The 24,840-nt window shown below is 44.9% G+C and carries 23 protein-coding genes and 1 tRNA gene; 3 read left to right on the forward strand and 21 right to left on the reverse strand.

Going from position 1 to position 24,840, the window contains the following annotated elements; genetic code table 11:
* Nucleotides 1–134: 134 nt before the first annotated feature.
* From AC27HD_RS14450 to trxA, 10 genes are all read right to left on the reverse strand, one after another.
* A complete protein-coding gene (locus tag AC27HD_RS14450; RefSeq protein WP_487106734.1) occupies nt 135–1,280 on the reverse strand; it encodes a PQQ-dependent sugar dehydrogenase in 1,146 nt (381 codons plus the stop codon).
* 408 nt (nt 1,281–1,688) lie between these two features.
* Nucleotides 1,689–2,162, reverse strand: a complete 474-nt coding sequence (locus tag AC27HD_RS14455) for a Dps family protein (protein WP_487106736.1) — start codon at nt 2,160–2,162, stop codon at nt 1,689–1,691.
* A 191-nt stretch (nt 2,163–2,353) separates the two neighbouring features.
* Complete coding sequence (locus tag AC27HD_RS14460; RefSeq protein ID WP_052010107.1) at nt 2,354–2,944, reverse strand: copper chaperone PCu(A)C; 591 nt, start codon at nt 2,942–2,944, stop codon at nt 2,354–2,356.
* A 67-nt stretch (nt 2,945–3,011) separates the two neighbouring features.
* Nucleotides 3,012–3,087 (reverse strand) — tRNA-Thr (locus tag AC27HD_RS14465).
* 61 nt (nt 3,088–3,148) lie between these two features.
* Nucleotides 3,149–4,285, reverse strand: coding sequence for a 5-(carboxyamino)imidazole ribonucleotide synthase (locus AC27HD_RS14470; protein WP_032095431.1), 1,137 nt, complete (start codon nt 4,283–4,285; stop codon nt 3,149–3,151).
* Entirely contained in the window at nt 4,282–4,776 is a 495-nt protein-coding gene (purE, locus tag AC27HD_RS14475) for a 5-(carboxyamino)imidazole ribonucleotide mutase (RefSeq protein ID WP_032095432.1), read from the reverse strand. The genes AC27HD_RS14470 and purE overlap by 4 nt, the downstream gene beginning before the upstream one ends.
* Before the next feature lie 339 nt (nt 4,777–5,115).
* The gene (locus AC27HD_RS14480) at nt 5,116–7,950 is read right to left on the reverse strand and encodes an ATP-binding protein (RefSeq protein WP_487106739.1); all 2,835 of its coding nucleotides are present in this window, start codon (nt 7,948–7,950) and stop codon (nt 5,116–5,118) included.
* Nucleotides 7,951–7,971: 21 nt separating this feature from the next.
* On the reverse strand, nt 7,972–9,270 hold the full coding sequence (locus AC27HD_RS14485; RefSeq protein ID WP_487106846.1) for an amidohydrolase: 1,299 nt from the start codon (nt 9,268–9,270) through the stop codon (nt 7,972–7,974).
* A gap of 206 nt (nt 9,271–9,476) precedes the next feature.
* Entirely contained in the window at nt 9,477–10,742 is a 1,266-nt protein-coding gene (gene rho, locus AC27HD_RS14490; RefSeq protein WP_032095483.1) for a transcription termination factor Rho, read from the reverse strand.
* Nucleotides 10,743–11,010: 268 nt separating this feature from the next.
* Entirely contained in the window at nt 11,011–11,337 is a 327-nt protein-coding gene (gene trxA / locus AC27HD_RS14495; protein WP_032095435.1) for a thioredoxin TrxA, read from the reverse strand.
* 100 nt (nt 11,338–11,437) lie between these two features.
* Between trxA and rhlB the strand changes: the two genes are divergently transcribed.
* Nucleotides 11,438–12,724: an ATP-dependent RNA helicase RhlB gene (gene rhlB / locus AC27HD_RS14500; protein ID WP_032095436.1), complete on the forward strand. Its 1,287-nt coding sequence runs from the start codon at nt 11,438–11,440 to the stop codon at nt 12,722–12,724.
* A 13-nt stretch (nt 12,725–12,737) separates the two neighbouring features.
* Complete coding sequence (locus AC27HD_RS14505) at nt 12,738–14,249, forward strand: Ppx/GppA phosphatase family protein (protein ID WP_032095437.1); 1,512 nt, start codon at nt 12,738–12,740, stop codon at nt 14,247–14,249.
* 101 nt (nt 14,250–14,350) lie between these two features.
* On the opposite strand, the gene hemB is transcribed toward AC27HD_RS14505, so the two are convergent.
* From hemB to tatA, 7 genes are read right to left on the reverse strand one after another with little or no spacing between them, the layout of a single operon-like run.
* Nucleotides 14,351–15,355 (reverse strand): porphobilinogen synthase, encoded by a 1,005-nt coding sequence (hemB, locus tag AC27HD_RS14510; RefSeq protein WP_487106742.1) that lies wholly within the window; start codon nt 15,353–15,355, stop codon nt 14,351–14,353.
* Nucleotides 15,352–17,247, reverse strand: coding sequence for a sensor domain-containing diguanylate cyclase (locus AC27HD_RS14515; RefSeq protein ID WP_032095439.1), 1,896 nt, complete (start codon nt 17,245–17,247; stop codon nt 15,352–15,354). The genes hemB and AC27HD_RS14515 overlap by 4 nt, the downstream gene beginning before the upstream one ends.
* 9 nt (nt 17,248–17,256) lie before the next feature.
* Nucleotides 17,257–18,033: a TatD family hydrolase gene (locus tag AC27HD_RS14520; RefSeq protein ID WP_032095440.1), complete on the reverse strand. Its 777-nt coding sequence runs from the start codon at nt 18,031–18,033 to the stop codon at nt 17,257–17,259.
* On the reverse strand, nt 18,034–18,594 hold the full coding sequence (locus AC27HD_RS14525; RefSeq protein ID WP_487106745.1) for a hypothetical protein: 561 nt from the start codon (nt 18,592–18,594) through the stop codon (nt 18,034–18,036).
* 25 nt (nt 18,595–18,619) lie between these two features.
* Nucleotides 18,620–19,393, reverse strand: coding sequence for a twin-arginine translocase subunit TatC (gene tatC / locus AC27HD_RS14530; RefSeq protein WP_032095442.1), 774 nt, complete (start codon nt 19,391–19,393; stop codon nt 18,620–18,622).
* Nucleotides 19,394–19,693 (reverse strand): Sec-independent protein translocase protein TatB, encoded by a 300-nt coding sequence (gene tatB / locus AC27HD_RS14535; protein WP_032095443.1) that lies wholly within the window; start codon nt 19,691–19,693, stop codon nt 19,394–19,396.
* Entirely contained in the window at nt 19,693–19,932 is a 240-nt protein-coding gene (gene tatA, locus AC27HD_RS14540) for a Sec-independent protein translocase subunit TatA (RefSeq protein ID WP_349378506.1), read from the reverse strand. Before tatA ends, tatB begins: the two co-directional genes overlap by 1 nt.
* Nucleotides 19,933–20,114: 182 nt before the next feature.
* Between tatA and AC27HD_RS14545 the strand changes: the two genes are divergently transcribed.
* A complete protein-coding gene (locus tag AC27HD_RS14545; protein WP_235207754.1) occupies nt 20,115–21,161 on the forward strand; it encodes a hypothetical protein in 1,047 nt (348 codons plus the stop codon).
* Between the two features lie 111 nt (nt 21,162–21,272).
* On the opposite strand, the gene ilvN is transcribed toward AC27HD_RS14545, so the two are convergent.
* The 4 genes from ilvN to AC27HD_RS14565 form a co-directional block, all read right to left on the reverse strand.
* On the reverse strand, nt 21,273–21,770 hold the full coding sequence (gene ilvN / locus AC27HD_RS14550) for an acetolactate synthase small subunit (RefSeq protein WP_032095445.1): 498 nt from the start codon (nt 21,768–21,770) through the stop codon (nt 21,273–21,275).
* A complete protein-coding gene (locus AC27HD_RS14555) occupies nt 21,770–23,488 on the reverse strand; it encodes an acetolactate synthase 3 large subunit (protein ID WP_032095485.1) in 1,719 nt (572 codons plus the stop codon). Before AC27HD_RS14555 ends, ilvN begins: the two co-directional genes overlap by 1 nt.
* 255 nt (nt 23,489–23,743) lie before the next feature.
* The gene (locus AC27HD_RS14560; RefSeq protein ID WP_487106749.1) at nt 23,744–24,127 is read right to left on the reverse strand and encodes a MaoP family protein; all 384 of its coding nucleotides are present in this window, start codon (nt 24,125–24,127) and stop codon (nt 23,744–23,746) included.
* Nucleotides 24,128–24,345: 218 nt separating this feature from the next.
* A complete protein-coding gene (locus AC27HD_RS14565; protein ID WP_032095447.1) occupies nt 24,346–24,807 on the reverse strand; it encodes a hotdog fold domain-containing protein in 462 nt (153 codons plus the stop codon).
* Between the last annotated feature and the right edge of the window lie 33 nt (nt 24,808–24,840).

Here is a 24,840-nt window from a genome sequence, read left to right on the forward strand (position 1 = left end):
CGCAATTCGCTAGCTCGGCTTTTTTGCTTGCCTTTTTTGCCAAGCCCTGTCTTACCGTTGATGATAAGAGCGTCGACTGACCTATTGCGTCACTCGTATTGACATTGGCACTGGCGTTGGCATTAGCGTTGACACTATTTGGTCAGCTTTAGCACCTTGCCATTTGGCGCATCCGTTAACAGATAAATTGCACCTGCTTCGTCAACCTCAACATCTCTGATGCGAGCGCCGTTATCTCGTAGGTACTCGTACTGCTCTGCGGGTTTTCCATCTACCACATCGATACGACGAAGATGAGTAAACTTCAACGACCCCACAAGAATGTCGCCCTGCCATTCTTTAAACATGTCACCGCTATAAAATACGAGTCCACTAGGAGCGATAGAAGGGTCCCAATAGAGCCACGGTTGCTCCATGCCGTCCATGTGCGTTTTATCGCTGATGATCTCGCCACTGTAATCAATGCCATAGGTAATTTCAGGCCAGCCATAGTTAGCGCCATTTTTGATAAGGTTTATTTCATCACCGCCTTTAGGCCCATGCTCCATTGCCCACACTGCACCAGTATCGGGGTGAACCGTTACGCCCTGAACGTTTCGATGACCAAAACTGAATACTTCCGGCGCATCACCGTCAGTGAAAGAATTACTTTCAGGTACGCTGCCATCGCGATTTATGCGCACTATAGTACCGAAGTGATTATCCGTATTTTGTGCTTCTTTCATGTATTTGTAGCGATCGCCAAGGGTGATATACAGTGACTTTTCAGCATCAAATACCAAACGACACCCAAAGTGAAAACCATTGTCGATAATAGGCGAAGCGCTGAATATTACTTCTACATTCTCGAGCCCATTGTCTATCAGTGTCGCCTTCGCCACACTACTGCTGCTGCCAGGCTTGCCATCATCAGAGGGTTTGCTGTAGCAAAAATACACCGTATTGTTTTCGCTGAAATCAGGATCGATAGTAATATCTAGCATTCCGCCTTGGTTGTTTGCAACAACCTCTGGCACGTTTGCTAGCCTGTCTGATAGCTCGCCGCTTTGTGACAACCTACGAATACCACCAGAGCGTTCAGTTACTAGCATATCTCCGTTAGGTAGAAACGCCATTCCCCACGGATGCTCAAGCCCTTGTGCTAGTGTCGTTACTTTTATCCCGTCATTTTTAGTGCTAATGACCTTGTCTGAGTCGTTGTGACTATTTGCCATCACGCCTTGGCTCACTGCCAAACTGATACTACAAAGGCCAAGTAACCCCGCTGTAAATTTTTTCATCTGTGCCTCAATGTCCGCTATTGCTCTTATCGATGTCGCTTTTTGAATGCCGCATTTTTTAATGCGCTATCGTAGATACATCTTTTGCTGTGTATAGAATCTTTTGTATCTAGTTATCTGTAATTAGTGCTCTGTATCTAGTCTTCTGTATCCGGCTTTATGTATTTAGCTTTATGTATTTAGCTTTATGTATTTAGCCTTCTATATCCAGCTTTCTATATCCGGCTTTCTATATCCGGCTTTCTATATCCAAATAAGGCGAATATAACTAAGTGAAATAACAATTATACAAAAAAGGGTACAGCATAGCTGTACCCTTTACTTTATTCGTCCCGAGATATCGGACAGAGACCTCTTTTTACAGAGCTCTCTTTTTAAAAAGCTTTCTTAAACGCTGCCTTTTGACGTCTACTTCGGTAACGTCGCGCGAAGCATCCAAGCGTTTTTTTCATGAACGCGCATTCTGTCGCCAATAAGTGCAGCAGACGATTCATCATCCGCACCTTGCGCTAATTTCAAAGACTCTCTGCACGTTTTTACCACCTGCTCGTGGCCATGGGTAAGTAAACGTACCATTTCGGTAGCCTCTGGCACACCATCCACTTCTTCAATTGCACTTAGCTCTGCAAATGCTTTGTACGTTCCTGGAGCCGCCACGCCTAACGTACGAATACGCTCTGCGATTTCATCTACCGCTAATGCCAGTTCGGTGTAGTGCTCTTCAAACATTAGGTGTAGTTCGCGAAACTGTGGGCCTTCAACATTCCAGTGAAAATTATGAGTTTGAAGGTATAACGTGTACGAGTCTGCCAATAGTTTCTTTAAACCATGGGCCACTTCATTACGATCGCTTTCTGAAATTCCAATATCAATTTTACTCATGTTCCGCTCCTCAACATAATGTTAAAACTAATTAGCAGTAACGCTAACGAATCTAAATACTATATATCAACCTAACGCAGATAGAACTCGCATTAAGTTGATTGCAGCCATCTATTTTATAGATGCTAGCCCCTTAAGTTTCAACGTGAAAGATACGGGTATTGTCCGCCATCATAAACACGTCACAGTGCTTAATGCCCGTGCTTGTGCACAGCTTGTTTATCGGCTTTTACAGGTAGAACCGTATGCAATGGCTCTTGCCCATCAAAGTGAAGAGTGAGCTGCACTTCTTCTCCCTCGCTTAAACCATTTTTTAAACCTAAAAGCATTACGTGGTAACCACCCGATGTGAAAGTGACATGTTCGTGAGCGCCTATAGTCACACCATCAGTTAAGTGACGCATACGCATAACGTCGCCTTCCATTTTCGTGGTGTGAATTTGCGCCTCGTCTGCCACTTTGGCGTCAACAGTAACACCACTTAGTTGAAGGTCGTCTTCGCTATGATTGTGCAGTGTAAAATAAGCGGCTGCAGTTTTAGCCATTGGGAAGGTTGCGCGGGCATAGCCATCGTTAAGAACAACGGGCGATTGGGAGTCTGTCATGTGCCCATGGTTTTTATGATGCTCATGGCTTTTGTCGTGCTCATGGCTTTTGCCGTGCTCATTCTCATGGCTGTGCTCACCGTGAGCAAAAACAGTAGCCGAAGTAAAACAAGACAGGGCTAGCAGACAGCTAAACGCTTTGCCATGAAATTGGCGAACATAGGAAGATAATGACATTGAGAAATTGCTCCGTTGTGGTTAACGGAACTATATTACGTAAGAAATGCGTAATAACAAAGATAAATGGTGCCGACTGCCGGAATCGAACTGGCGACCTACTGATTACAAGTCAGTTGCTCTACCAACTGAGCTAAGTCGGCACACTATTTAAAACCGCTGCCTAGACAGCGGATGCGTATTCTAGCGATTAAATGGTTACTGTCAACCTTTTAATCGCGTTGCCTCAGCAACTAATTTGGGGAAGTACTCAAGGGGAAGATATTGACTAAGGGCCATCAGCTTTTCACCAAGCTGATGGTAGCTATCAGTCGTCACATTAATGTGGCCCATCTTGCGCTTGTCTCTTACCGATTTACCGTACCAATGCAAATGACTGCCATCAATACTCAAAAGCTCTCGAGAGAAACTGCTGCACCCAATAATATTCACCATGGCACTGGGTCCCAACGCTGATGTATCGCCTAATGGCAGTCCACACACCGCTCTGAGATGATTCTCGAACTGACTGGTTACCGCGCCAGATTGACTCCAGTGACCTGAATTGTGAACCCGGGGCGCTAACTCATTCACCAATAAGGTATCGTTAACTTGGAATAGCTCCACCGCAAGTACACCCACATAGTCCATACCGTCGGCCAAGGTGGTAAAGATATCGTGTGCTTGTTGCTGTAGCGCCTCATCGACGTTTGTTGCAGGCGCAACAGACACATGTAGCTGGCCCTGATGGTGCAAGTTTTCCGCAAGTGGATAAGTGCGAATATCACCTTTGGCATTTCTCACACCAATGAGTGAAAGCTCGCGGTCGAAGGCAACCATTTTCTCAACAACTAAAGGCACATTTTCTAAATCTAGGCCCTGAAGAGACTGCTTTAACTCTGGTAATTCGGCGTCGTCTGACAAACGCCATTGGCCGTAACCATCGTAACCATCGCGACTGGCTTTTAAAATTAACTTGCTGCCAAGCGCATCAACACATTCATCTAACTGGTCTAAGTGCGTAACAATTTTGTGCTCGCAATTTGCCACACCCATAGTCTGCAACAAGTGCTTTTCACGAACACGATCTGCACCCACCAAAATACTTTGAATATTCGGCATTAACTTATTGGTTTGCGCGGCAACTTCAAGCAGGCGCTCTGGAACGTGCTCAAATTCAACGGTTAGCGCATCAGCACCGACTAACGCTTCATCAAGAGGGATATCTAGAGGGGTTTTACTTACCGGATGAACAACCGTGTCGTTATTTACGTCAACGGCCTGTACATCAATACCTAACGGGCTACCCGCAAGGTACATCATTTGTGCTAATTGACCTGCACCGTAAACGACGACTCTCATTCATCTAGCTCCAATGTGTTACTTGACGCTAGCACTGTCTCGGTTTGAGTTTTTCTAAAGGCAATAATCGCGTCTCGCACTGTCTCGTCTTGCAACGCAACAACTTGAGCGGCCAATAGCCCAGCATTGGCTGCGCCAGCTTCGCCAATGGCGAGCGTACCAACGGCAACGCCCTTGGGCATTTGCACAATTGATAACAATGAGTCTAAACCGCTAAGTGCTTTTGATTTTACCGGACACCCAAATACTGGCAAATGAGTATGCGCCGCAATCATGCCAGGCAAATGAGCAGCACCGCCGGCACCTGCAATAATGGCGCTAAAGCCTTCATCTGCAGCGCTCTCTGCGAACTCCACTAGTAAGTTTGGTGTTCTGTGCGCCGACACGACTTTCGCGTCAAATTCGACGTTGAACGACTTCAGCATTTTTGCAGCCTGCTGCATGGTAGGCCAGTCTGAAGTTGAACCCATTACAATCGCGACTTTCGCCATCTAATGATCCTCGGAGTAGGTAACCTGAATCCTGTTTAAGAAAAGGCGCTCAGCACCACTAGAAACACGAATTACTGCGTTGCAAAAGTAAGTAATAGAACAACTGTTACGTGACTTTTGCGCCTTGCACTTATCATTTCTAGCAGTACTGAGTTTGAAATTTTAATTTATATTTTATAGAACAAATGCTTGCACCATTCTTTAAACAGGATTCAGGTTAGGTAAAATAGACAAGTTTGGAAAGCACGCGATTGTAGCGTAACTTGCGCAAAATTCCCACTTCAATTGCCCGTAGAAAGGCGTTTCAAATTGCGCGTTAAATGACTTGTGACAAGATATCTAGACAGCGGCGAGTTCGTTGGCAATACAGTTAAATAGAACACGCTTTCGAATAGGCTTACTTAAGTACGCATCCATACCCGCGTTGAGACACGCTATTCTGTCTTCCTCAAAAGCATTCGCCGTTAGCGCAATAATACGCACGGTGTCTTTGTTTATGCCGTGCTTGCGAATTTGCGATGCGGCAGTCAGGCCATCCATTACCGGCATTTGGCAATCCATGAGAATGACATCAAACGGGTATTTCTTCGCTGCCTCTAACGTATCTTGTCCATTTTTAGCACGTATACAGCGGACGTTAGCGCTAGACAACATATCCATGACGATTTCGGCGTTAATATCGTTATCTTCTGCTAATAGAATATGGGTGTTACTGGGGATAGTTGCGATGCTATGCTTAGCATCGGTTCCTTTAGCCACTACTGCATGCTTACTTTCTTTACAGGGAACATAAAATGTAAACGTAGAGCCATTATCCAGCACGCTCTCTACACTCATTTCACCACCGAGAAGCTCCACAAGACCTTTACTTATTGGCAAACCTAATCCCGTGCCTCCATAGTCGCGAGTGGTGGAGGCATCGGCCTGCTCAAACTTCTCAAAAATAGTATGTAACTTATCTTTTGAAATGCCAATTCCGGTGTCGGTGATCTTAATATTAAGGGAATTGTCGGCATAACTTGCCGTTATTGTAACGGTGCCGCCATTAGTAAATTTAATCGCATTGCTCAGTAAGTTATTCACCACTTGACCAACTTTGCCAGCATCAAGGGCTAGTACGCTAGGAACTGAGTCATCTACATCAAGGTCAATCTCCACTTCCTTTACATTGGCCGTGTAGGCGTAAAGTTCCTTGGCACCTAACAACAGTTCGCGTACCTGCGTATCTTGGTAATCCACTGCCATCTTGCCAGACTCGATTTTAGACCAGTCGAGGATACTGTCTAATATATGCAGCAAATTTGTGGCCGAGCGCGAAATGGTATTGGCTCGTGACGCTATATGACCTGGCAGCTCGTACTCTGACATGAGTTCACACGAACCAATAATGCCATTCATTGGGGTGCGAATTTCGTGGCTCATGTTGGCAAGAAACTGGGTTTTCGAAATATTCGCCGCTTCTGCAGATTTTAATGCGCTCTCTAAATGATGCGTTTTTTCTTCTATGCGCGCTTCCAGTGACTGATTAAGCTCACCTAACTCTACGTTCAACTGCTTCTCGTTTGCCCTTGCCTTGTCTAGTTCATCAAAGGCTGTTAGTAAGCGCTGCTCTAAACTTATAAACTCATTGTTTAATGCAGTGAGCTCTTGAATGTGAAATGCACGACTGGGGAGATTATTTCCCTGCGTACTTTTTGGGTCAAATTTGGCAATATAACGAATGAGTCGTCTAAGAGGCATGCTGATCATCCGAGCGACTAAATAGCCAGTTAATGTACCAAGGACGGATAACAACAATAGTAAGAGCAAGTCCTTCATCAGGTAGCTGCCCATAGAGGCTTGCAGGTATTCCCGGTTGAAGTAATAGCTTAACGTCCAGTTAACCTTTGGTATATCACCCTTAAACCGCAGCCAGTTTTTTCCGCCTACGCCATTATCTATTTCAACATCACACTTTGGCTCGCACTCATAAAACGGCGCTTTGCTTAACGGCTCTAAGTTAAGCGCGCTTGATGCAAATATCACATCCCCTTTTCTGTCCTCTATTAATAAGGAAAAGCCTTGTAAACTGAGCTCATCGAAGGCAGTAAAGCTTTTAAGAGACAGTGAGCCTTCAACAATACCAACGGTGTTGTCGCTGCTTGTTTTAATAGGAGCGGAAATGGCGATGATAGGGTCGTTCCCAAAGCCACGCCCTTGAAATACATCGGATAAATAAGGCTCGCCAGATTCCATTACTTCAGAAAAATAGGGGCGATAAGCGACATTTGAGCGCACGCCATCTTTTACTTTATCAATTAAATTGGTGGGGTAAGTGTGGGTAATGTCACCATCTTCATCAGCGATAAGAAACGTAATGAAGTTAGGGTAATACGCGGCCATTATCGACAGCTGTTTTGAGGATGCAGTGTCTAATGCTTTTTGAGCCATGTTGCCTGAAAGCGTTTTTGCCGTGGCCGATACAACGCTTTGGTGCTGTTCAATGAAATCGGATAGCTGTTGCTGCATTACCGCAACCCGTTGAACCATATATTGTTGAATTTGGCGCTCCTGCTGTTGCTGAAACAGCGCGACCGACAAGTAAATTACGGCCATGGAGCCGACAAAGAAACAGCCAGAAAAGAAGTAGCTAAAAAGAAAATTAAGCTTAACCTTCTCCGGCTCATAAGCAATATTTCGCCTTAAACCATGAGTGGCCAGATAAACGAAATGGCCTGTGACCAACCCAAAAGCACCGCTTATCCAGGTAACCAGCACCCCAGACATTATTATATTGAGGCTTTCGCTGTTATCGGCGCCGTTATTGAAATAATGCTCTAGTACCAAAATAGGCACAAAAACAACAGACCAAAAGCCCGCACCTATCTTAATCACCTGTTTCAGTGACTTGTGATACCCAAACAGACTTATAACGATAGGAAGAAGAGTGAGGCTTTCTTTTCCTACGATACTTCCATCGCCAAACCACACAGGTGCACTGATAAGTAGCGCAATGGGTATCGACAGGTATGGAGTAAAGCGAAGTGCTGCGTATACCGCTGCGCCGTAGCCAAACACGGCAATACCTGAACTATCAAAAGGGGCTGGCAATACATTAATACCCACCCCCACTAAGCACACTAAAAAAGCTTCAAGCGCTAGAGACCAGCTAAAAACAAAACGAGTTTTACCCAAAGAAAATCCCCAGCGCCATGTTTAGTTTTGCTCCATGTAGTCGAGTGTAAAGTTAGTCAGTAATTTAACGCCCAACTTCATGCCTTCATCGTCCACATAAAATTCTGGGGTATGATGAGCGGGGCTATCTTCTTCAGACACATCTAGAGGCTTTCCGCCAACCCACACGTAAAGGCCAGGCACTTGCTCCTGAAAGAAAGAGAAATCTTCCGCACCTGTGACAGGATTTGATAACAAGGTGTTTTCAACACCTGCCGTACGCTGCATTGTCGGCAACATGGCCTGCGTTAATGCGGGGTCGTTATACGTAATAGGGTAAGAATAATCTAACGGTAACGTTAGCTCTGCTTTGGCTCCCATACTTTCAGCGATGGCGTTTACCTTGCGAGGCAGTGCCTCATAAATATGCTCACGGGCTGCCTTGTTCAACGTTCTAATAGTACCAACAAGCTCAACTTCATTAGGAATAATGTTAGACCTGTTACCACCGTGTATTGAACCGATTGAAACAACAGCAGCGTCGTCAATCAGCTTTAATTCTCTGCTCACAATGGTTTGAATAGACATGATCATTTGTGCAGCGGTGACCACGGGATCGACACTTTTCCACGGATAAGCGCCATGCGCCTGTTTACCGTGAATAATGATTTTAAACGGATCTACGGCAGCCATGGTGCCACCAGGTTTATAGCGCACTTTGCCCACATCAGTGTTGGCATTAATGTGCAAACCAAAAATCACATCCACATCAGGGTTTTTAAGTACCCCTTCCTTTACCATTACTTCGGCACCACCGGTTTCTCCCGCGGGTGCGCCCTCTTCTGCTGGCTGAAAGATGAACTTTACTTTGCCAGTAAGTTCGCTTTTTATACCGGTTAAGATTTTAGCTGCGCCCATCAGCATGGCCATATGAGTGTCGTGACCGCATGCGTGCATAACGGGCACGTCATTTCCATTGTATTCGCCCATTTGTTCAGAGCGATAGGATAATTGGTTTTCCTCTTTAACAGGCAGACCATCCATATCGGCGCGAAGCGCTACCACAGGACCAGGCTTTCCAGAGTCGAGAATGGCCACTACGCCGGTTTTTGCGACGCCGGTTTGTACCTCTAAGCCTAGGGAGGTGAGGTAATTCGCAATATAGTCTGCGGTTTTGAATTCGCGGTTAGAAAGCTCGGGGAACTGGTGAAAGTGGTGACGCCATTTAATGACATCTGGCTCTACATTGGTAGCCAAACTGTCAACATCGACAGATGCCGCAAATACGCTGGTTGACACTGCTAAACTTGCGAAGGTTAACGTTGCTAACTTCCTAATCATCATGTTTTTCCTTTGTTGTTTTAGCCAGAATAGATCATCTGGTAAAAGAACACACCACCAAACAGAATCGAGGAGGAAAAATAACGCATAGCTAAATACAAAAACATTATACGGAAGTCTAATACCCTCAATATATGAGCCTGTAGACATAAACAGATACAAAAAAGGCGCCTTCAAAGGCGCCTTTATCAGATTCTTAGCGAGTGCTAGCTTCTTTGTCTTCGCATTGCATCGAAGAATTCATCGTTCGTCTTCGTCATAGAGAGCTTACTAATTAAGAACTCCATCGCGTCGATTTCTGACATTTCATGAACAATTTTACGCAAGATCCACATTTTCTGTAGTTCATCTTGTTTTGTAAGTAGCTCTTCACGACGTGTGCCAGAACGATTAAAGTCGATAGCTGGGAATACACGCTTCTCCGCAATTTTGCGATTAAGGTGAAGTTCCATGTTACCCGTACCTTTAAACTCTTCGTAGATAACTTCATCCATTTTAGAGCCGGTATCGATAAGTGCTGTAGCGATAATAGTTAAACTACCACCCTCTTCAACGTTACGGGCAGCACCAAAGAAACGCTTTGGCTTATGAAGTGCGTTTGCATCTACACCACCGGTTAGTACTTTACCTGATGATGGAATAACCGTGTTATAGGCACGAGCAAGACGAGTGATTGAATCGAGAAGAATAACCACATCTTTTTTGTGCTCTACTAAGCGTTTCGCTTTCTCGATAACCATCTCTGCCACTTGTACGTGACGGCTTGCTGGCTCGTCGAACGTAGAGGCAACCACTTCACCTTGTACTAGGCGATGCATTTCAGTTACTTCTTCTGGACGTTCGTCGATAAGTAGTACCATCAATTCACATTCTGGGTGATTGGCAGCAATAGACTGTGCAATATTCTGTAGAAGCAACGTTTTACCGGCTTTAGGCGGCGCAACTATGAGTCCGCGCTGACCGCGACCAATAGGCGATGCTAAATCGAGAACACGCGCAGTAATATCTTCTGTTGAACCATTACCACGTTCCATGCGCAAACGATCGGCAGCATGCAATGGAGTCAGGTTTTCAAACAAGATTTTGTTTCGCGAGTTTTCAGGCTTGTCGAAGTTTACTTCGCGAATTTTTAATAGCGCAAAGTAACGTTCGCTGTCTTTAGGAGGACGAATTTTTCCTGCAATGGTGTCACCAGTGCGCAAATTAAAGCGACGAATCTGGCTAGGCGATACATAAATATCATCTGGACCTGCAAGGTAAGAAGAATCAGCTGAGCGTAAGAAGCCGAAACCGTCCTGTAAAATTTCTAAAACTCCATCTCCGAAGATATCTTCGCCACTTTTAGCGTGCGTCTTCAAGATAGAGAATATGATGTCTTGTTTTCTGGCGCGAGCCATATTCTCAAGGCCCATTTTCTCGGCCATGTTAACCAATTCGCTAATTGGTTTATTCTTTAATTCGGTTAAATTCATACTGGTGGGTCTTTGTGCTTGAGCTTCGCTTACAGGACTTTTGGTCACTCTGTTCTCGTTTAGATTTGGTATCGCCCGGATTTGGACAGTTGCAGAATGCTGCTCGGATGAGCGCTGAGGGAAAAGTTAGCACTATATTTAACCAACGTCCAGCGATTTGGTCACTAAATGTTAATTAAATTGGGCTCACTATCCTAAAGTGTAATGCTGCCTAGTGTAATGAAAAAAGCCGATGTAGGAGTTAGCTACACCGGCTTTTCTGTATCAATTACAGGTTTTCGTTGAGAAATTCTGTTAACTGAGTTTTTGATAACGCACCCACTTTTGTCGCTGCAACGTTACCGTTTTTGAAAAGTAACAACGTTGGGATGCCACGGATACCGTATTTAGGCGGAGTTTCGTTATTTTCATCGACATTCAACTTGCCAACTGTTAACTTGCCATCAAACTCGGTCGCAACTTCTTCTAAGATAGGTGCGATCATTTTACAGGGGCCACACCACTCGGCCCAAAAGTCAACTAGTACAGGACTGTCAGCATTGATAACATCTGCTTCGAATTTATCGTCAGATAACTGGATAATTTTGTCGCTCATTCTTTTCTCCATTGTTGGTCTGTCGCTGAGTCTTCTCAGCCTTACCATAAGTGTTATATAGAAACTGTTTTTTAATGCAAGCACTGATAAGCTATAAGCTATGCCTACTCATTTAACTGAAACTCATTTTTCTGACCTGCCGATCAACAGCAAAGTCGTTGACGCCTTGACGGCAGAGAATTTTTCGCATTGTACACCAATTCAGGCACTTGCACTGCCTCCGTTATTAGAAGGCCTCGATATTGCTGGCCAAGCTCAAACGGGCACGGGAAAAACCATTGCGTTTTTGGTCGCTACATTCCATTACCTGCTAAGCAAAGCAGAAAACTCAAGTAACAGCAAATTAGACGGTCCTCGTGCCATCATTATGGCACCTACACGAGAACTTGCTGTGCAAATTTATAACGATGCCAAATTGCTCAGTGAGCACACTGGAATATCGTTAGGGTTGATCTATGGGGGCGAAGGTTACCAAAGTCAACGTGAAACCCTAGAAGAAGGGGTGGATATAATTATTGGCACGACAGGACGCATACTGGATTACTATAAACAGGATGTATTCTCGCTGAAAAATATTCAGGTTGCCGTGCTTGATGAAGCCGATCGTATGTTCGATTTGGGCTTTATTAAAGACATCCGCTTTTTATTCCGTCGTATGCCACCTGCAAACGAGAGACTTAGCATGCTGTTTTCAGCTACGTTGAGTTATCGCGTACAGGAGCTGGCCTATGAACACATGAATAACCCTACTCATGTGCAAGTTGCCCCTGAACAAACGACTGCAAGCCGCGTAAGCCAAGAACTCTTTTATCCGTCAGATGACGATAAAATGTTGCTGCTTCTCACGCTCTTAGAAGAAGAGTGGCCAGAAAAGGCCATTGTGTTTGCCAACACCAAGCACAGCTGTGAGAAAGTCACAGATTGGCTAACCGCAGACGGACACCGCGTTGGTTTATTAAGTGGCGATGTTCCGCAAAAGAAACGTCTTGGTATTTTAGAAGACTTTACCAAGGGCGCATTAGACATATTAGTTGCGACTGACGTGGCGGCTCGTGGTTTACATATCGATGCGGTAACGCACGTATTTAACTACGACTTGCCAGACGATGCCGAAGATTATGTGCACCGTATTGGTCGTACCGGTCGAGCGGGAAGAAGCGGTATTGCAATAAGTTTTGCGTGCGAAAAATACGCGCTTAACCTACCGGCAATTGAAAAGTACATTCATACAACTATTCCGGTTACAGACTACGATAGAACCGCATTATTAGACGAGGTAACACCTCCTAAGCCACGCAGAAAGCGTGTGCCTAATAATCGAAACTCTTCTCGTAGAGGCAATAGCCGTGGGCGCGGCAAGCCTCAGCAGCGAAATAATAGTAAATAGAACACGAGACACTATGCAGGCAGAACTCCAGCACGATGCCCAGACCTACGGCGAGTATTATGCCGCCGTTGACCTAGGCTCTAATAGTTTTCACATGGTGATTGTCCATGTAGTAAATGGAAGCGTTCAAATTATTGGTAAAATTAAGCAGAAGGTGCGATTAGCGGCCGGGCTTGATGAACAATTATTGCTTGATGACACAAGCATGGAGCGCGGTTGGAAATGCCTGCAAGTATTCTCTGAAAGATTACAAGATATCCCCCCTTCAAATATCAAGGTGGTTGCAACCGCGACACTGCGCCTTGCCACCAATGCACACGTTTTTGTGCGCAAAGCCGAAGAAATTCTTAATCATAAGCTTAATGTTATCAGCGGCGAAGAAGAGGCCAGACAGATATACCTCGGCGTAGCCTATACATCGGCCAATCAAGGCAACAGCCTTGTTATTGATATTGGTGGTGCTAGCACTGAAATCATTATTGGTAATGATATGCAGCCCATTCATTTGAAAAGTTTAGACATGGGTTGTGTCACCTTTATGGAACGCTATTTCCAAGGAGGAAGCATAACCGATGAGAACTTTGATAAGGCAAAAAAAGCTGCACACGCACTTATTAGTGAAGTGTCTAACGCCTTTTTATGCTTTGACTGGGAAAACTGTCTTGGTGCTTCAGGCACGCCACAGGCAATAACTGAAATATTAGTGGCTCAAGGGATCAGCGATGCTATTCGACTCGATTACCTCTACCACTTGCAAAAGCAGTGTATTGAATGCGGCTCTATCGACCAACTCACTATTGAAGGGTTAGAAGAAAACCGCAAAGCAATATTTCCATCGGGACTGGCCATTCTCATTAGCTTATTTGAAGCTCTCGATATTAAGCACATGAACATTTCTGGTGGCGCCCTACGAGAGGGTTTAATCTATGGCATGTTGGACAATGTCACCGATAACGACCGCCGCCAGCAGACGCTAAACCAAGCCAAACAGCGTTACCACATCGACACGGCTCATGCAGCTACGGTAAAACAAGTGGCGCTGTCGCTATGCTATCAACTGTGTGGTCAACAGAATATTTGTCACCTCGATACCGAGACAATTTTAGGCGCAGCCGCAGAGCTTCACGAAATTGGCCTGCATATTGAGTACAAACGCCATCATGAACACGGTGCATATATACTCAGTTATATCGATTTGCCAGGCTTTACTCGTTTGCAGCGCTCAGCAATTAGAGAGCTTGTGTCTCAGCATCGGTTAAATGTTGCCAGTAATATATTTGATAATTATCACCAAGATTATCGCCCTATGCTTAAAGGGTTACTTCGGGTTTTACGCATTGCCGTGGTGCTGTGTTTACGCAGACAAAACAAGCATATTCCCGATGTAAAACTGTTGTGTGAAGATGATAAGTGGACGCTTACCTTTCCAGAAGGTTGGTTAAAGTCTCACCCTTTAATTAATGCCGAACTAGCCAATGAATGCTGGCTGCAGCACAAAGCAGGATGTGAGCTGGTTTGTTTGTAATAGGCGCTTTTAGGTAAGGCCGCTACATAAGAAAAAAATCATTTCATAAAAAAAGAGCTGCTTTGAAGCAGCTCTTTTTGTTTGTACTCATGCCCAACGTGTTATTTATTGCTATTGCGCAATAGCTCTGCTGCTTTGGGGGCGAAGTAAGTCAAAATACCATCGGCACCGGCACGCTTAAATGCCAATAACGATTCCAGTACCACCTCATCTTCGTTTAACCAACCGTTGGCAAAAGCTGCTTGGTGCATGGCGTACTCGCCGCTTACCTGATAAGCAAACGTAGGCACTTTGCATTCATCTTTACAGCGACGCACAATATCTAAATATGGCATGCCTGGCTTCACCATTACCATGTCTGCACCTTCTTCGATATCTAGGGCAATTTCATGAATGGCTTCATCGGAATTTGCAGGGTCCATTTGATACGTTTTTTTATTGCCGCCTTTAATATTGGCAGCTGAGCCGACGGCATCTCTAAAGGGCCCGTAGTAAGAAGAAGCGTACTTGGCTGAGTAGGCCATAATACACGTGTTTACATATCCGTTGCTTTCTAGCGCCTGGCGAATTTGACCTATGCGTCCATCCATCATATCCGATGGCGCAACAATATCAGCACCTGCTTCAGCATGGGATAAGGCCTGCTTTACTAACACCTCAACCGTCTCATCGTTAACCACATAGCCCATGGCATCAATAAGGCCATCTTGGCCGTGGGACGTAAATGGGTCGAGAGCAACATCAGACATTAGCATGATGTCTGGGTACGCTTTTTTAATCGCACAAAGTGCCGTTTGCGTTAAGCCATCAGGGTTAAACGCTTCTTTTGCACAGTCTGTTTTTAAGGTCATTGGCGTGACGGGAAAAAGCGCAAATGTGCGAATACCCAGCGCAACCCACTTTTTCATTTCTACCAATAAAAGGTCGAGAGAAAGACGCTCTACGCCTGGCATTGAGGGGACGGCCTCTCGTGAGTCTTGCCCAGGCAATACGAATACGGGGTAAATTAAATCATCTACGCAAAGTGCGTTCTCAGCAACGAGTCCACGCAGAGCATCTTTAGCTCGAAGTCTGCGCATTCGGCGATTTGGAAACGAAGTGGTCATAGTTGGTCCTGCAATTGTTGAGATATTACTTTGTTTCGCCCACCCTGCTTTGCTTTATACAACAGTGAGTCGGCAAGTCTGAATAAATGTTGAGCCTGATCTTCATCATGCATAATAGCAGTTGCTACGCCGGCACTGGCAGTAAGGTTTATTTCATCGCCCTCATAACTCAGTGGTTCAGATGCCAACGCGGTTAGCAGAGTTTCGGCAATGAATTCACCGCCTCGAAGATCGGTATTAGGTAAGATAACAGCAAACTCTTCGCCCCCAATTCGACATAAATCATCGCTAGGGCGATGAATATGTTTTTGAAAGAGGTGTGTCATATGCTTTAAACACTCGTCACCGGCATCATGACCAAACTTATCGTTAATTTGCTTAAAGTGATCAATATCGAGAATGATCAACGAGAGCGGTATTTGCTCTCTGCGACTTCGTCGCCCCTGTGCGCGCAGGCTTTTATCAAAGTGACGGCGGTTGTGAGCGCCTGTAAGCGGGTCTACTGCGTTGAGTCGCTCTAGCTCTTGGTTCACTTCAGAGAGCTCTCGCAACGTAACCTCAAGCTCTAGGGTACGCTCTTCAACTTTGTACTCCAAATCTTCTTGATGTCGTTGTTGCATGGTTAACAAGTGTTCTTTGGCAATATTAGCCTGCTTCTCTTGCTCTAATGCAAATTGCTTAGCGTTTATCAGTGTATCTCTGCTGTGGCTAAAATTAATAGCCAAGATTAACGCCAGGATAAGCGTTTCAACCGCACCACCAATAATGAGTAACGTATTAGACGTTAATGGCAAGTGGAATAGGTTTAAATTGTCAAAACTTGCCGCTAAGGCGCTTATCAGTAAAAAGCCCCAAGCAATAGTAAAGTATCGAGCAATCACCTCGCCTTTAGTGGCCATCCACGCGCCTAATAGCAACGTGAAAGAGACGATTATGCTCAAGGCCACTAAGAAAATTTTGATCATAATTGAATAAGGCAGTAACACACTGGCAACGATGCTTGCCCCACATAGCCAACCAATACCGCGCATTATTTTGTCCAACAGAATACTGTGTTTCTTTATGGGCAATAAGCTACGAGTAAACATGCTGCCAAACATAATGGTGGCACTGGCAAAAATAACGGCGGCTTTACCTTGAAACCATGGGCTACTCGACCAAAGATAAGTAAAACCATAACCTTGAAGTGTGGCAATGGTGAGGGCTAAGCAAAAAACGTAGCCGGAGTAGAGAAAAAATGACTTACTCCCTGTAGTGACAGTGAGGAATAAATTGCTTATTCCCATCGCAATCAGTATTCCAAAGAAGACACCTAGTGCAGCATTTCGATTGGCTGTGAACTGAATGAACTCACTTTCTTTCCAAATACGAATGGGTAATCGGATGGTTCCCGACGTTTTTACTTTAATAAAAACCTGCTGTGAAAACTGGCTAGACGGCAATGGAAAAAGTGGCTTTACGTGCTTAAACGGACGGTTTTCTGCCGTTTGTGTATCTCCAGCAGAGTAAGTAACAAGGGGCGCCGAACTAATATTCTCATATATGCCTACGTCGAGTTCATCTAATAAGGCATAGTCGATATGCAGCAAATATTTGCTATCTGGGCTTTGAGTGGGCTCAATGACCATTGAAAACCACACAGTTTTGTCACTCATTCCCAAATTGACGGGTGATGTAGCGGGCATCCATTGGTTGGATGGTACTTGGTCCACATTCTCAAAATTTAGCTCGTCAGATGAGGCAAAACGATATTTTAATTGTGAGTAATGCGGGGGCTGCGACGAGTTGGGGGATATATTTAAAAACAGCGATATAAAAAGCACAACAGCAACGATGGCAGTTACCAACAAACCTACATCATAATTACGTAGCTTGTCTGTGTGAATTTGCATCAATCGTTCTCAGCCTATGGAAAACAAAGTGCAGCTGTTAGCAAAACTGTATTCGCTTAGCTGCTCTTCAGATAGTGCTAGCATCTCGCTAACCTGCTTTACAATGTGAGGCAAAAAGGCTGGCTCGTTATTTCGCTTTCTTGGTCTTAATGTTTTTGGGAAAAGATAGGGAGCGTCAGTTTCAAAAATAAGCCTGTCTTTAGGAATATTTTTTACCGCGTCTCTTAGCGCTTCGCCCCGCTTTTCATCACAGACCCACCCCGTGATCCCAATGTACAAACCGAGAGACAAATAGGTATTAACCTGTTCCACCGTGCCAGTAAAACAGTGAGCAATGCCACCTGGCAACTGAGGAATATAGTGAGTTAACAGCCCCATCTGTGGTTCAAACGCATCGCGCTCGTGCAGATAAACGGGCTTTTGCAGTTTAACTGCGATAGCAAGCTGTGCCTCAAACACCGATAACTGAGTGTCTTGTGCAGAAAAGTTGCGATTAAAGTCTAAGCCGCACTCGCCTATGGCTACACAGCCTTCGCGCTGCGCTAACTGCTCAAGTTGAATTAATGATTGGTCAGTAACGTCCTTTGCATGGTGCGGATGAACGCCGATGGTGTAACACAGAATATCAGGATACTTGAGATACAGTTGATAAGCAGGCTCCCATTCATCTGGGTGAGTGGTAATTACACATAACTTCTCAACGCCTGCCTCAACGGCACGTTGAATGACTTCGCTGGCATCGAAGCGCCTGTCTAGCAGATTGACACCAGCATCAAATAGAGTCATTTACTTAAGTCGTTTTACTTTTAAACGCTTATTTATACCGTCAACGCCTAAAAAGAATGCGCCGAATAGGCCCTTTTCGATAGTAACGCCCTGCCCTGTTTCTAATTTCAAATAGGTATTATCTACTTGTTGCCACTGTGAGCCGTCGTTAAATGTGATCACTTGCTTTCCACGGGCGCCTTTTGACACCTCAGCAATCGTTAGTGCAACTTCAGATACGTCGTCGGCTGGAGTGCGCTTTTTATCTAAGCCGAAAGACGCTTCAGGGTCTTGCTCTTCCATTTGTTGAGGCGCAGCAGCAACGGTAGGACGAACCGCCGGTACTTTGGTGACGGCTGGCTTTGGAGTTGCCCTAGGAATAGCCGGTACGTCACTTATTTGCATATCAACGTCGTCGTACTGGCTGATAGATTTTGCCATACGGTCGTAGCACATAAGGCGCTTTAAGCTGTTTTCAGTGCCGCGACATTTTTCGATTGCTTTGCTAATACTTTCAGCCTGCACAGAAAATGTGCCTAACGCTGCTAGCAGTGAGATCAAAGTAATGGCTCGTGATTTCATTTTTATCCCTTTTGTTATTAATGAATTAAACGTCGTCTGAAATTTTGTTTTCTGCTTCGTCTTGCTCGGGTTCATCTGCGTCCTTGGCCTTTCCAGCGTATAGCCCGCCTATGATCACGCCCACTTCAAACAGAAACCACATAGGGATTGCCAATAAAGTTTGCGAGATAATGTCTGGCGGGGTAAGCAGCATGCCGACAACAAACGCACCAACCACCACAAATGGGCGTTTAGCACGTAGTGATTTGGCGTCTGTAACGCCGGTCCAACACAATAAAATAATAGCGATGGGTATTTCAAAAGACACGCCAAAAGCGAAAAACAGCTTTAACACGAAGTTCAGGTAGCTTGAAATATCAGTGCTTACCGTAACGCCCTCGGGGGCTACACTCGTGAAAAAGGCAAAGGCAATGGGGAAAACCACAAAATACGCAAACGCCATACCCGCATAAAAGAGTAATGTGCTTGATAGCAGCAGTGGCGCCACCAAACGCTTTTCATTGCGATAAAGACCTGGCGCCACGAAGCCCCACACTTGATAAAGCACGTAAGGAATGGCGATAAAAAAGGATAGCACCAAGGTAAGTTTAAACGGCGCGAAAAACGGTGAGGCAACGTCAGTGGCAATCATTGTGGCATTTTCTGGCATTGCATTTAAAAGCGGCATAGCCAAAAGCTGATACAAATCTTGCGCAAACGCAGCCAAGCACAGGAAAACCACCAGCACGCTCAATAGCGCCTTAAGAATTCTGCTGCGTAATTCAATTAAATGAGATAGTAAGTTGTTAGCGTCAGACATCTACTGCTTTTTATATGGTTCTTGAACCGACTCAGCCGCTTTTTTCAACTCATCAACACTTTGTTCAAGTTCTGGTGAGAGATCTTTAAGCCCCTGCTGTTCCGCTTTCTTAAGATTTTCATGCAATTCGTGCACGCGCAATTGATGCTCAACTTCTTGCTTAAAGCCAGTTGCCATATTACGCACGCCGCGAATAGTATTAATAGTAGAACGCATGGCACCGGGCAACCGTTCTGGACCTAACACTAGTAGGGCCAGAACGCCAATGACCAATAACTCCCAAAAGCCAATATCAAACATTAGGACTTATCTTTAACGTCGCTTTCTGTTTTTGTGGATACTGAGTCAGTCGAGGGCTGCTCTTCAACCTGTTTTTTTTGGTCGAAGTCTGCATCTTTATCGTCTTCAGTGATTTCTTTTTTGAAACCTTTGATGGCACTACCTAAGTCGGTGCCGATACCTTTAAGGCGCTTTGTACCAAAAAGTAACACAACAATAACCAGTATTATCAGCAACTGCCAAATACTAATTCCACCCATAAAATTTATCTCCCCAACGTCAATGGCACCAGTATGCCACCGCGAGCCGTTCCTTTCACCTGAATATTTATCTTATCGAATAATCATTGACGTTTTGTACTTCCCGTTTCATTCTTTGTATTACAAAGGATTGCTAATTTAAGCACCTAACATCACGATTGCTAACAAGGGGTTAGTCATTAATGACCTGTGCGGTAACTGTGTTATGTCACTTTATGCTTGTCAACTTTTCGCCGCTACAAACCAACATAGAGACGGCCAAACGTGATGTAGATGCGGTCAGTAACCATGAGCAATCACAAAGCAGCGCCAGCCTGCAAACTCATCAGTCCAATGATCCCAACAATGTTCATGAACATCATTTTGACGAGCAGTGGTTTGATATTTGGCAGCGCAGTTTTACTGACTCCATGGATTTTACTGTAAAGCAGTTTGATGGTTGGTTTCACAGTAACGACTCGGGTGCAAAACAACTCGGTGAACAAGCGCGTGCAGAGGGGCGTATTCAGCTTGCTTGGGAACCTCGTTCTGGGGATTTTGCTGACACAGATTTGCGTTTTAGGATCCGCGTAAAGCTTCCGGCACTTGAAGAGCGCGTTGACCTTTTGTTAAGTGATAATGAAGATGAAACCCAAGACTCATCGATTCGAGCCGCCAGAGATACCGCCAATAACAATCGCGACCAGACCACCATTGCTCTGCGCTTTCGCCCAGATCAGAATTCACACTACTCTTTTAGAGTGGGAGCCGGACGACGTGACCAACTGTATACCCGAGCAAGGTATCGGGATGCCCTAGCTTTCACTAATAAATTGGCCATGCTGTATGATGCTGAGTTGTATTACTTTACCAGAGACAGACTTGGTGCGGAGATAGGCGCTGCCTTTCAGTACGATATTAGTCCACGACACCTTGTGAGACAAAACAATCGCTTTTTCTATCGCGATGAAACCAACGACTGGTTTTGGCGACATGAAATTCAGCACCTTTACTCCATAAACAGCCACAATGCGTTAATTCCTCACTTTATGGTGGAAGGACTGAGTCAGCCAAATTATCGCGTAGAGGAGGTGTATGGCGGCTTGAGATGGCGCTCTAACACGATTAGAGACTGGTTGTATTTCGATGTAGAGCCCTTCGTGCTGTTACTTCGCGAAGAAAACTTTTCAGCGTCTTTAGGTGTGGCCCTTAGAGTAGAAGCTTACTACGGCGGCAACTCAGGCAATTAATGAGGTAGGACTTTTTTGATTGGCAAATAAAAAGGCCAGTCTTTATCAACTGGCCTTCTTTCTTTTATCGTTGCTGTGCTGCCGGTAATTAGCAGCGAGAGCCAATGAATACTAAGGACGAAGTGCTCTATCACCTCGGGCCAAACCGCACACGCCGGTTCTAGAAGATTCAATTACCTCAGCACATTGCCCCATTGTAGCGGCAAACGCGTCGAGCTTGTCGGTAGTACCGGTAATCTCAATGGTGTAGTTGTTGGCATTCACATCGAGAATGCGGCCACGAAATATATCCGAGTTACGCTTCACTTCCGCGCGCACTGACTCTGTGCGAGTAGCAACCTTGATTAACATCAATTCACGCTCAATGTGCGTATTTTCCGTTAAATCGGCCACTTTAAGTACATCGATAAGCTTGTTCACCTGCTTGGTGATCTGTTCTATCACCTTATCATCCCCGTGGGTGATAATCGTTAAGCGAGACAAGCTGGAATCGTCTGTAGGCGCTACACATAACGAATCAACGTTATATCCACGCTGTGAGAAGACACCAACAATACGTGATAGTGCGCCAGGGGCGTTTTCCATTAATACTGAAATAATGCGTTTCATCAGGTTCGCTCCGTCTTGCTCAAGCGCATGTCATCCATGGCGCCGTACTTAATTTGCATTGGATATACGTGTTCGTTTTGATCGATGGCAATGTCCATAAATACAAGTCTATCTGTATAGCTAAAGCATTTCTCCATCGCTGCATCTAGGTCTTCTAACTTGTCGACCTTAATACCAACATGCCCATAGGCCTCAGCAAGCTTAACGAAGTCGGGCATAGAATCCATGTAGGAATGCGAGTGGCGACCTTTATAAATCATGTCTTGCCATTGGCGAACCATTCCAAGAGCACGGTTGTTCAACGAAATAATCTTAATAGGTAGGTTGTACTGCAAGCAGGTAGACAACTCTTGAATATTCATTTGAATACTACCGTCACCTGTAACTACAACCGATGTGGCTTTAGGGTGAGCAAACTGAACGCCCATGGCCGCTGGCAAGCCAAAGCCCATGGTGCCAAGGCCACCTGAATTTATCCACTGACGAGGTTTGTCGTATTGATAGTAAAGTGCCGCAAACATTTGATGCTGGCCAACATCTGAACTCACAAACGCTTTTCCATCGGTATGTTTGTACAAGGTCTCGATAACGCGCTGAGGCTTTATGACTTCCTCGCCTTGCTCGTAATTCAAACACGTCTTTGCACGCCATGTTGCAATTTGTTCCCACCAATCGGCAAGCTTCTCTGGCTGATGTGATAAGTCTTTCTTATCTACTTGGCTAAGAATTTGATCTAATACTTTATCTACCGAGCCCACTACAGGAATGTGTGCGTTTACGGTTTTTGAGATTGACGCTGGGTCAATATCTACATGAATAATGTCAGCATGGGGACAGAACTTGTCCACATTGTTTGTCACGCGGTCATCAAATCGCGCGCCCAATGCAATAATACAATCAGCATTGTGCATCGACTTGTTGGCTTCAAGGGTGCCATGCATGCCCAGCATACCGATAAACTGCTTGTGCGTACCCGGCATTGCACCTAAACCCATAAGCGTGCAAGTTACAGGGGCATTTAGCTTTTCCGCCAATTCAATCACTTTACTTGATGCATCGCATGCTACTGCACCGCCGCCAACATAAAGTATAGGACGCTCGGCCTTAAGTAGTGACTCTACCGCTTTTTTAACCTGCTTTGGGTGGCCTTTTTCAGTGGGGTTATATGAACGCATAGTGACATCGCTTGGGAATACATAAGGATGTTCATCTGCAACACTCACCAAGTCTTTTGGTAAATCAACCACAACAGGGCCAGGACGGCCAGTGTTTGCAATATAATAAGCCTTAGCAATCGCCTCTGGGATATCCACCGAACGCTTTACAAGAAAACTGTGCTTAACGATAGGGCGCGAGCACCCTACCATGTCAGTCTCTTGGAATGCGTCTTCACCAATGTGCATAGACGGCACTTGCCCTGACAGCACAACCATAGGGATTGAATCCATATAAGCTGTAGCTATACCGGTGATCGTGTTTGTTGCCCCTGGACCTGAGGTGACGAGAACGGTGCCGGTTTTGCCAGTTGAACGTGCATACCCATCCGCCATATGTGCGGCTGCCTGTTCATGACGCACGAGGACATGTTTGACATCTTCTTGCGCATATAACGCATCGTAAATGTCTAGTACGGCTCCACCTGGGTAGCCGAACACATGAGTCACTCCTACATCTTTTAGCGCTTCAACCACCATGGCTGCGCCCGACATCATTTTCACTGTTGTATCTCCCATAAAAGGTTGTGTATTGTCAGCTTTCGTTGACCATGTCCGGACTATATCGAAGCTATTAGGAAGATAAAACACCAAATTGAGGAAAAGTGAGATATATATCCCAATAATGGAGATTATTAGGATGAATATTTCGAATTAAGCTAGCTAGCAACGTAAATTAGGATAAAGTTTTACATTGATTTAACATTTATTAGGATCAATACATTTCGTGCACTTATATAGAGCAAAGGTAGACACCTCTCAATCTGAAATGTCTACATCAAGGTCGCTATTATCACTTATGGTTGTATCACTACCATCATCGCCATCCTCAAGAATGGGTTTTTGAGAACCGTAAATACTCGCTGCTTTTGGTCGATTTATGCGTCGTTGGTATTTTAACCACACCCTCTCTTGAGGCGTTGCTGGCTCGCGATGGCCTAGTGCTGATTCGAGATAGGATTGTTCTTCATCATTTTCAGGCGTAATGTGGCCATCGACAAGGGCTGCAAATAACCCCCCTGTAGACTGCAGAAGCTTGCTCTCTGAAATAGAGAAATCACCAGAACGGGCAAAGCCATATGGGTAATTTTTTTTATCCACAAACAGTTTACCCACTACCTGCGCTTTCGTCATAACCGCCATATTCACCCCGTTCAACACATGTTAGCTTGGTGGTAGCTGGCACATGTACCAGCTATGCAATAGACTTTTTACCCGACATCTATCGATAGGTTTAGTTTGGTTTATAGCGGCTGTCAAACCGAAAATACACGGTAGTAAAAACTTAATATATTAACGTGGTTTAAAGACAGAAAAGGCCGCAAATGCGGCCCCTTAAATTACGATTGAGGAAATGTTTTTTATCGCTTTTCACTTACCCACACGGTAATAGTTCCATCAACCACTACTGTGCCTTCTTTATTATATGCTTTTACTGAAATAGGCAGGTTACCGGGCTTCCATGCATCTTCTGGCACTTCGGCAACACAACGTATATCGGAGTCCGCTTTTGCTGGGTACTTCACTTCCATACCTTTAGGTATCCACCGCAAATGTTTTGGAATAGATGCCTCGCACATAAACCCCATTGCCATTTCTAGCCCGTTACAAATTGCAATAACATGCACCGTGCCGATATGGTTTTCTATTGCTTTGCGCTTCTTAAGATAGACTTCACAATAGTTCGGTCTGACGTCGGTAATTAAAGGCGACACGGTAGAGAAATAAGGCGCTCTACGCGCAGAGTACCAACTGAACAGCTTTTTACCGAAAGGCAGTTTTAGAAATTTATTGTAGGTGTTTAGTACGTAGTTATTGGACATAGTATTCAGTGTTCCACAGCAACGGTATACGCG

Source organism: Alteromonas sp. 4NS20-0143, assembly GCF_057542855.1.

Coding starts and splice junctions, on each gene's coding strand:
- AC27HD_RS14450 (WP_487106734.1), bottom strand. CDS start 1,280: ATGAAAAAATTTACAGCGGGGTTACTTGGCCTTTGTAGTATCAGTTTG.
- AC27HD_RS14455 (WP_487106736.1), bottom strand. CDS start 2,162: ATGAGTAAAATTGATATTGGAATTTCAGAAAGCGATCGTAATGAAGTG.
- AC27HD_RS14460 (WP_052010107.1), bottom strand. CDS start 2,944: ATGTCATTATCTTCCTATGTTCGCCAATTTCATGGCAAAGCGTTTAGC.
- AC27HD_RS14470 (WP_032095431.1), bottom strand. CDS start 4,285: ATGAGAGTCGTCGTTTACGGTGCAGGTCAATTAGCACAAATGATGTAC.
- purE (WP_032095432.1), bottom strand. CDS start 4,776: ATGGCGAAAGTCGCGATTGTAATGGGTTCAACTTCAGACTGGCCTACC.
- AC27HD_RS14485 (WP_487106846.1), bottom strand. CDS start 9,270: ATGATTAGGAAGTTAGCAACGTTAACCTTCGCAAGTTTAGCAGTGTCA.
- rho (WP_032095483.1), bottom strand. CDS start 10,742: ATGAATTTAACCGAATTAAAGAATAAACCAATTAGCGAATTGGTTAAC.
- trxA (WP_032095435.1), bottom strand. CDS start 11,337: ATGAGCGACAAAATTATCCAGTTATCTGACGATAAATTCGAAGCAGAT.
- rhlB (WP_032095436.1), top strand. CDS start 11,438: ATGCCTACTCATTTAACTGAAACTCATTTTTCTGACCTGCCGATCAAC.
- AC27HD_RS14505 (WP_032095437.1), top strand. CDS start 12,738: ATGCAGGCAGAACTCCAGCACGATGCCCAGACCTACGGCGAGTATTAT.
- hemB (WP_487106742.1), bottom strand. CDS start 15,355: ATGACCACTTCGTTTCCAAATCGCCGAATGCGCAGACTTCGAGCTAAA.
- AC27HD_RS14515 (WP_032095439.1), bottom strand. CDS start 17,247: ATGCAAATTCACACAGACAAGCTACGTAATTATGATGTAGGTTTGTTG.
- AC27HD_RS14520 (WP_032095440.1), bottom strand. CDS start 18,033: ATGACTCTATTTGATGCTGGTGTCAATCTGCTAGACAGGCGCTTCGAT.
- AC27HD_RS14525 (WP_487106745.1), bottom strand. CDS start 18,594: ATGAAATCACGAGCCATTACTTTGATCTCACTGCTAGCAGCGTTAGGC.
- tatC (WP_032095442.1), bottom strand. CDS start 19,393: ATGTCTGACGCTAACAACTTACTATCTCATTTAATTGAATTACGCAGC.
- tatB (WP_032095443.1), bottom strand. CDS start 19,693: ATGTTTGATATTGGCTTTTGGGAGTTATTGGTCATTGGCGTTCTGGCC.
- tatA (WP_349378506.1), bottom strand. CDS start 19,932: ATGGGTGGAATTAGTATTTGGCAGTTGCTGATAATACTGGTTATTGTT.
- AC27HD_RS14545 (WP_235207754.1), top strand. CDS start 20,115: ATGACCTGTGCGGTAACTGTGTTATGTCACTTTATGCTTGTCAACTTT.
- ilvN (WP_032095445.1), bottom strand. CDS start 21,770: ATGAAACGCATTATTTCAGTATTAATGGAAAACGCCCCTGGCGCACTA.
- AC27HD_RS14560 (WP_487106749.1), bottom strand. CDS start 24,127: ATGGCGGTTATGACGAAAGCGCAGGTAGTGGGTAAACTGTTTGTGGAT.
- AC27HD_RS14565 (WP_032095447.1), bottom strand. CDS start 24,807: ATGTCCAATAACTACGTACTAAACACCTACAATAAATTTCTAAAACTG.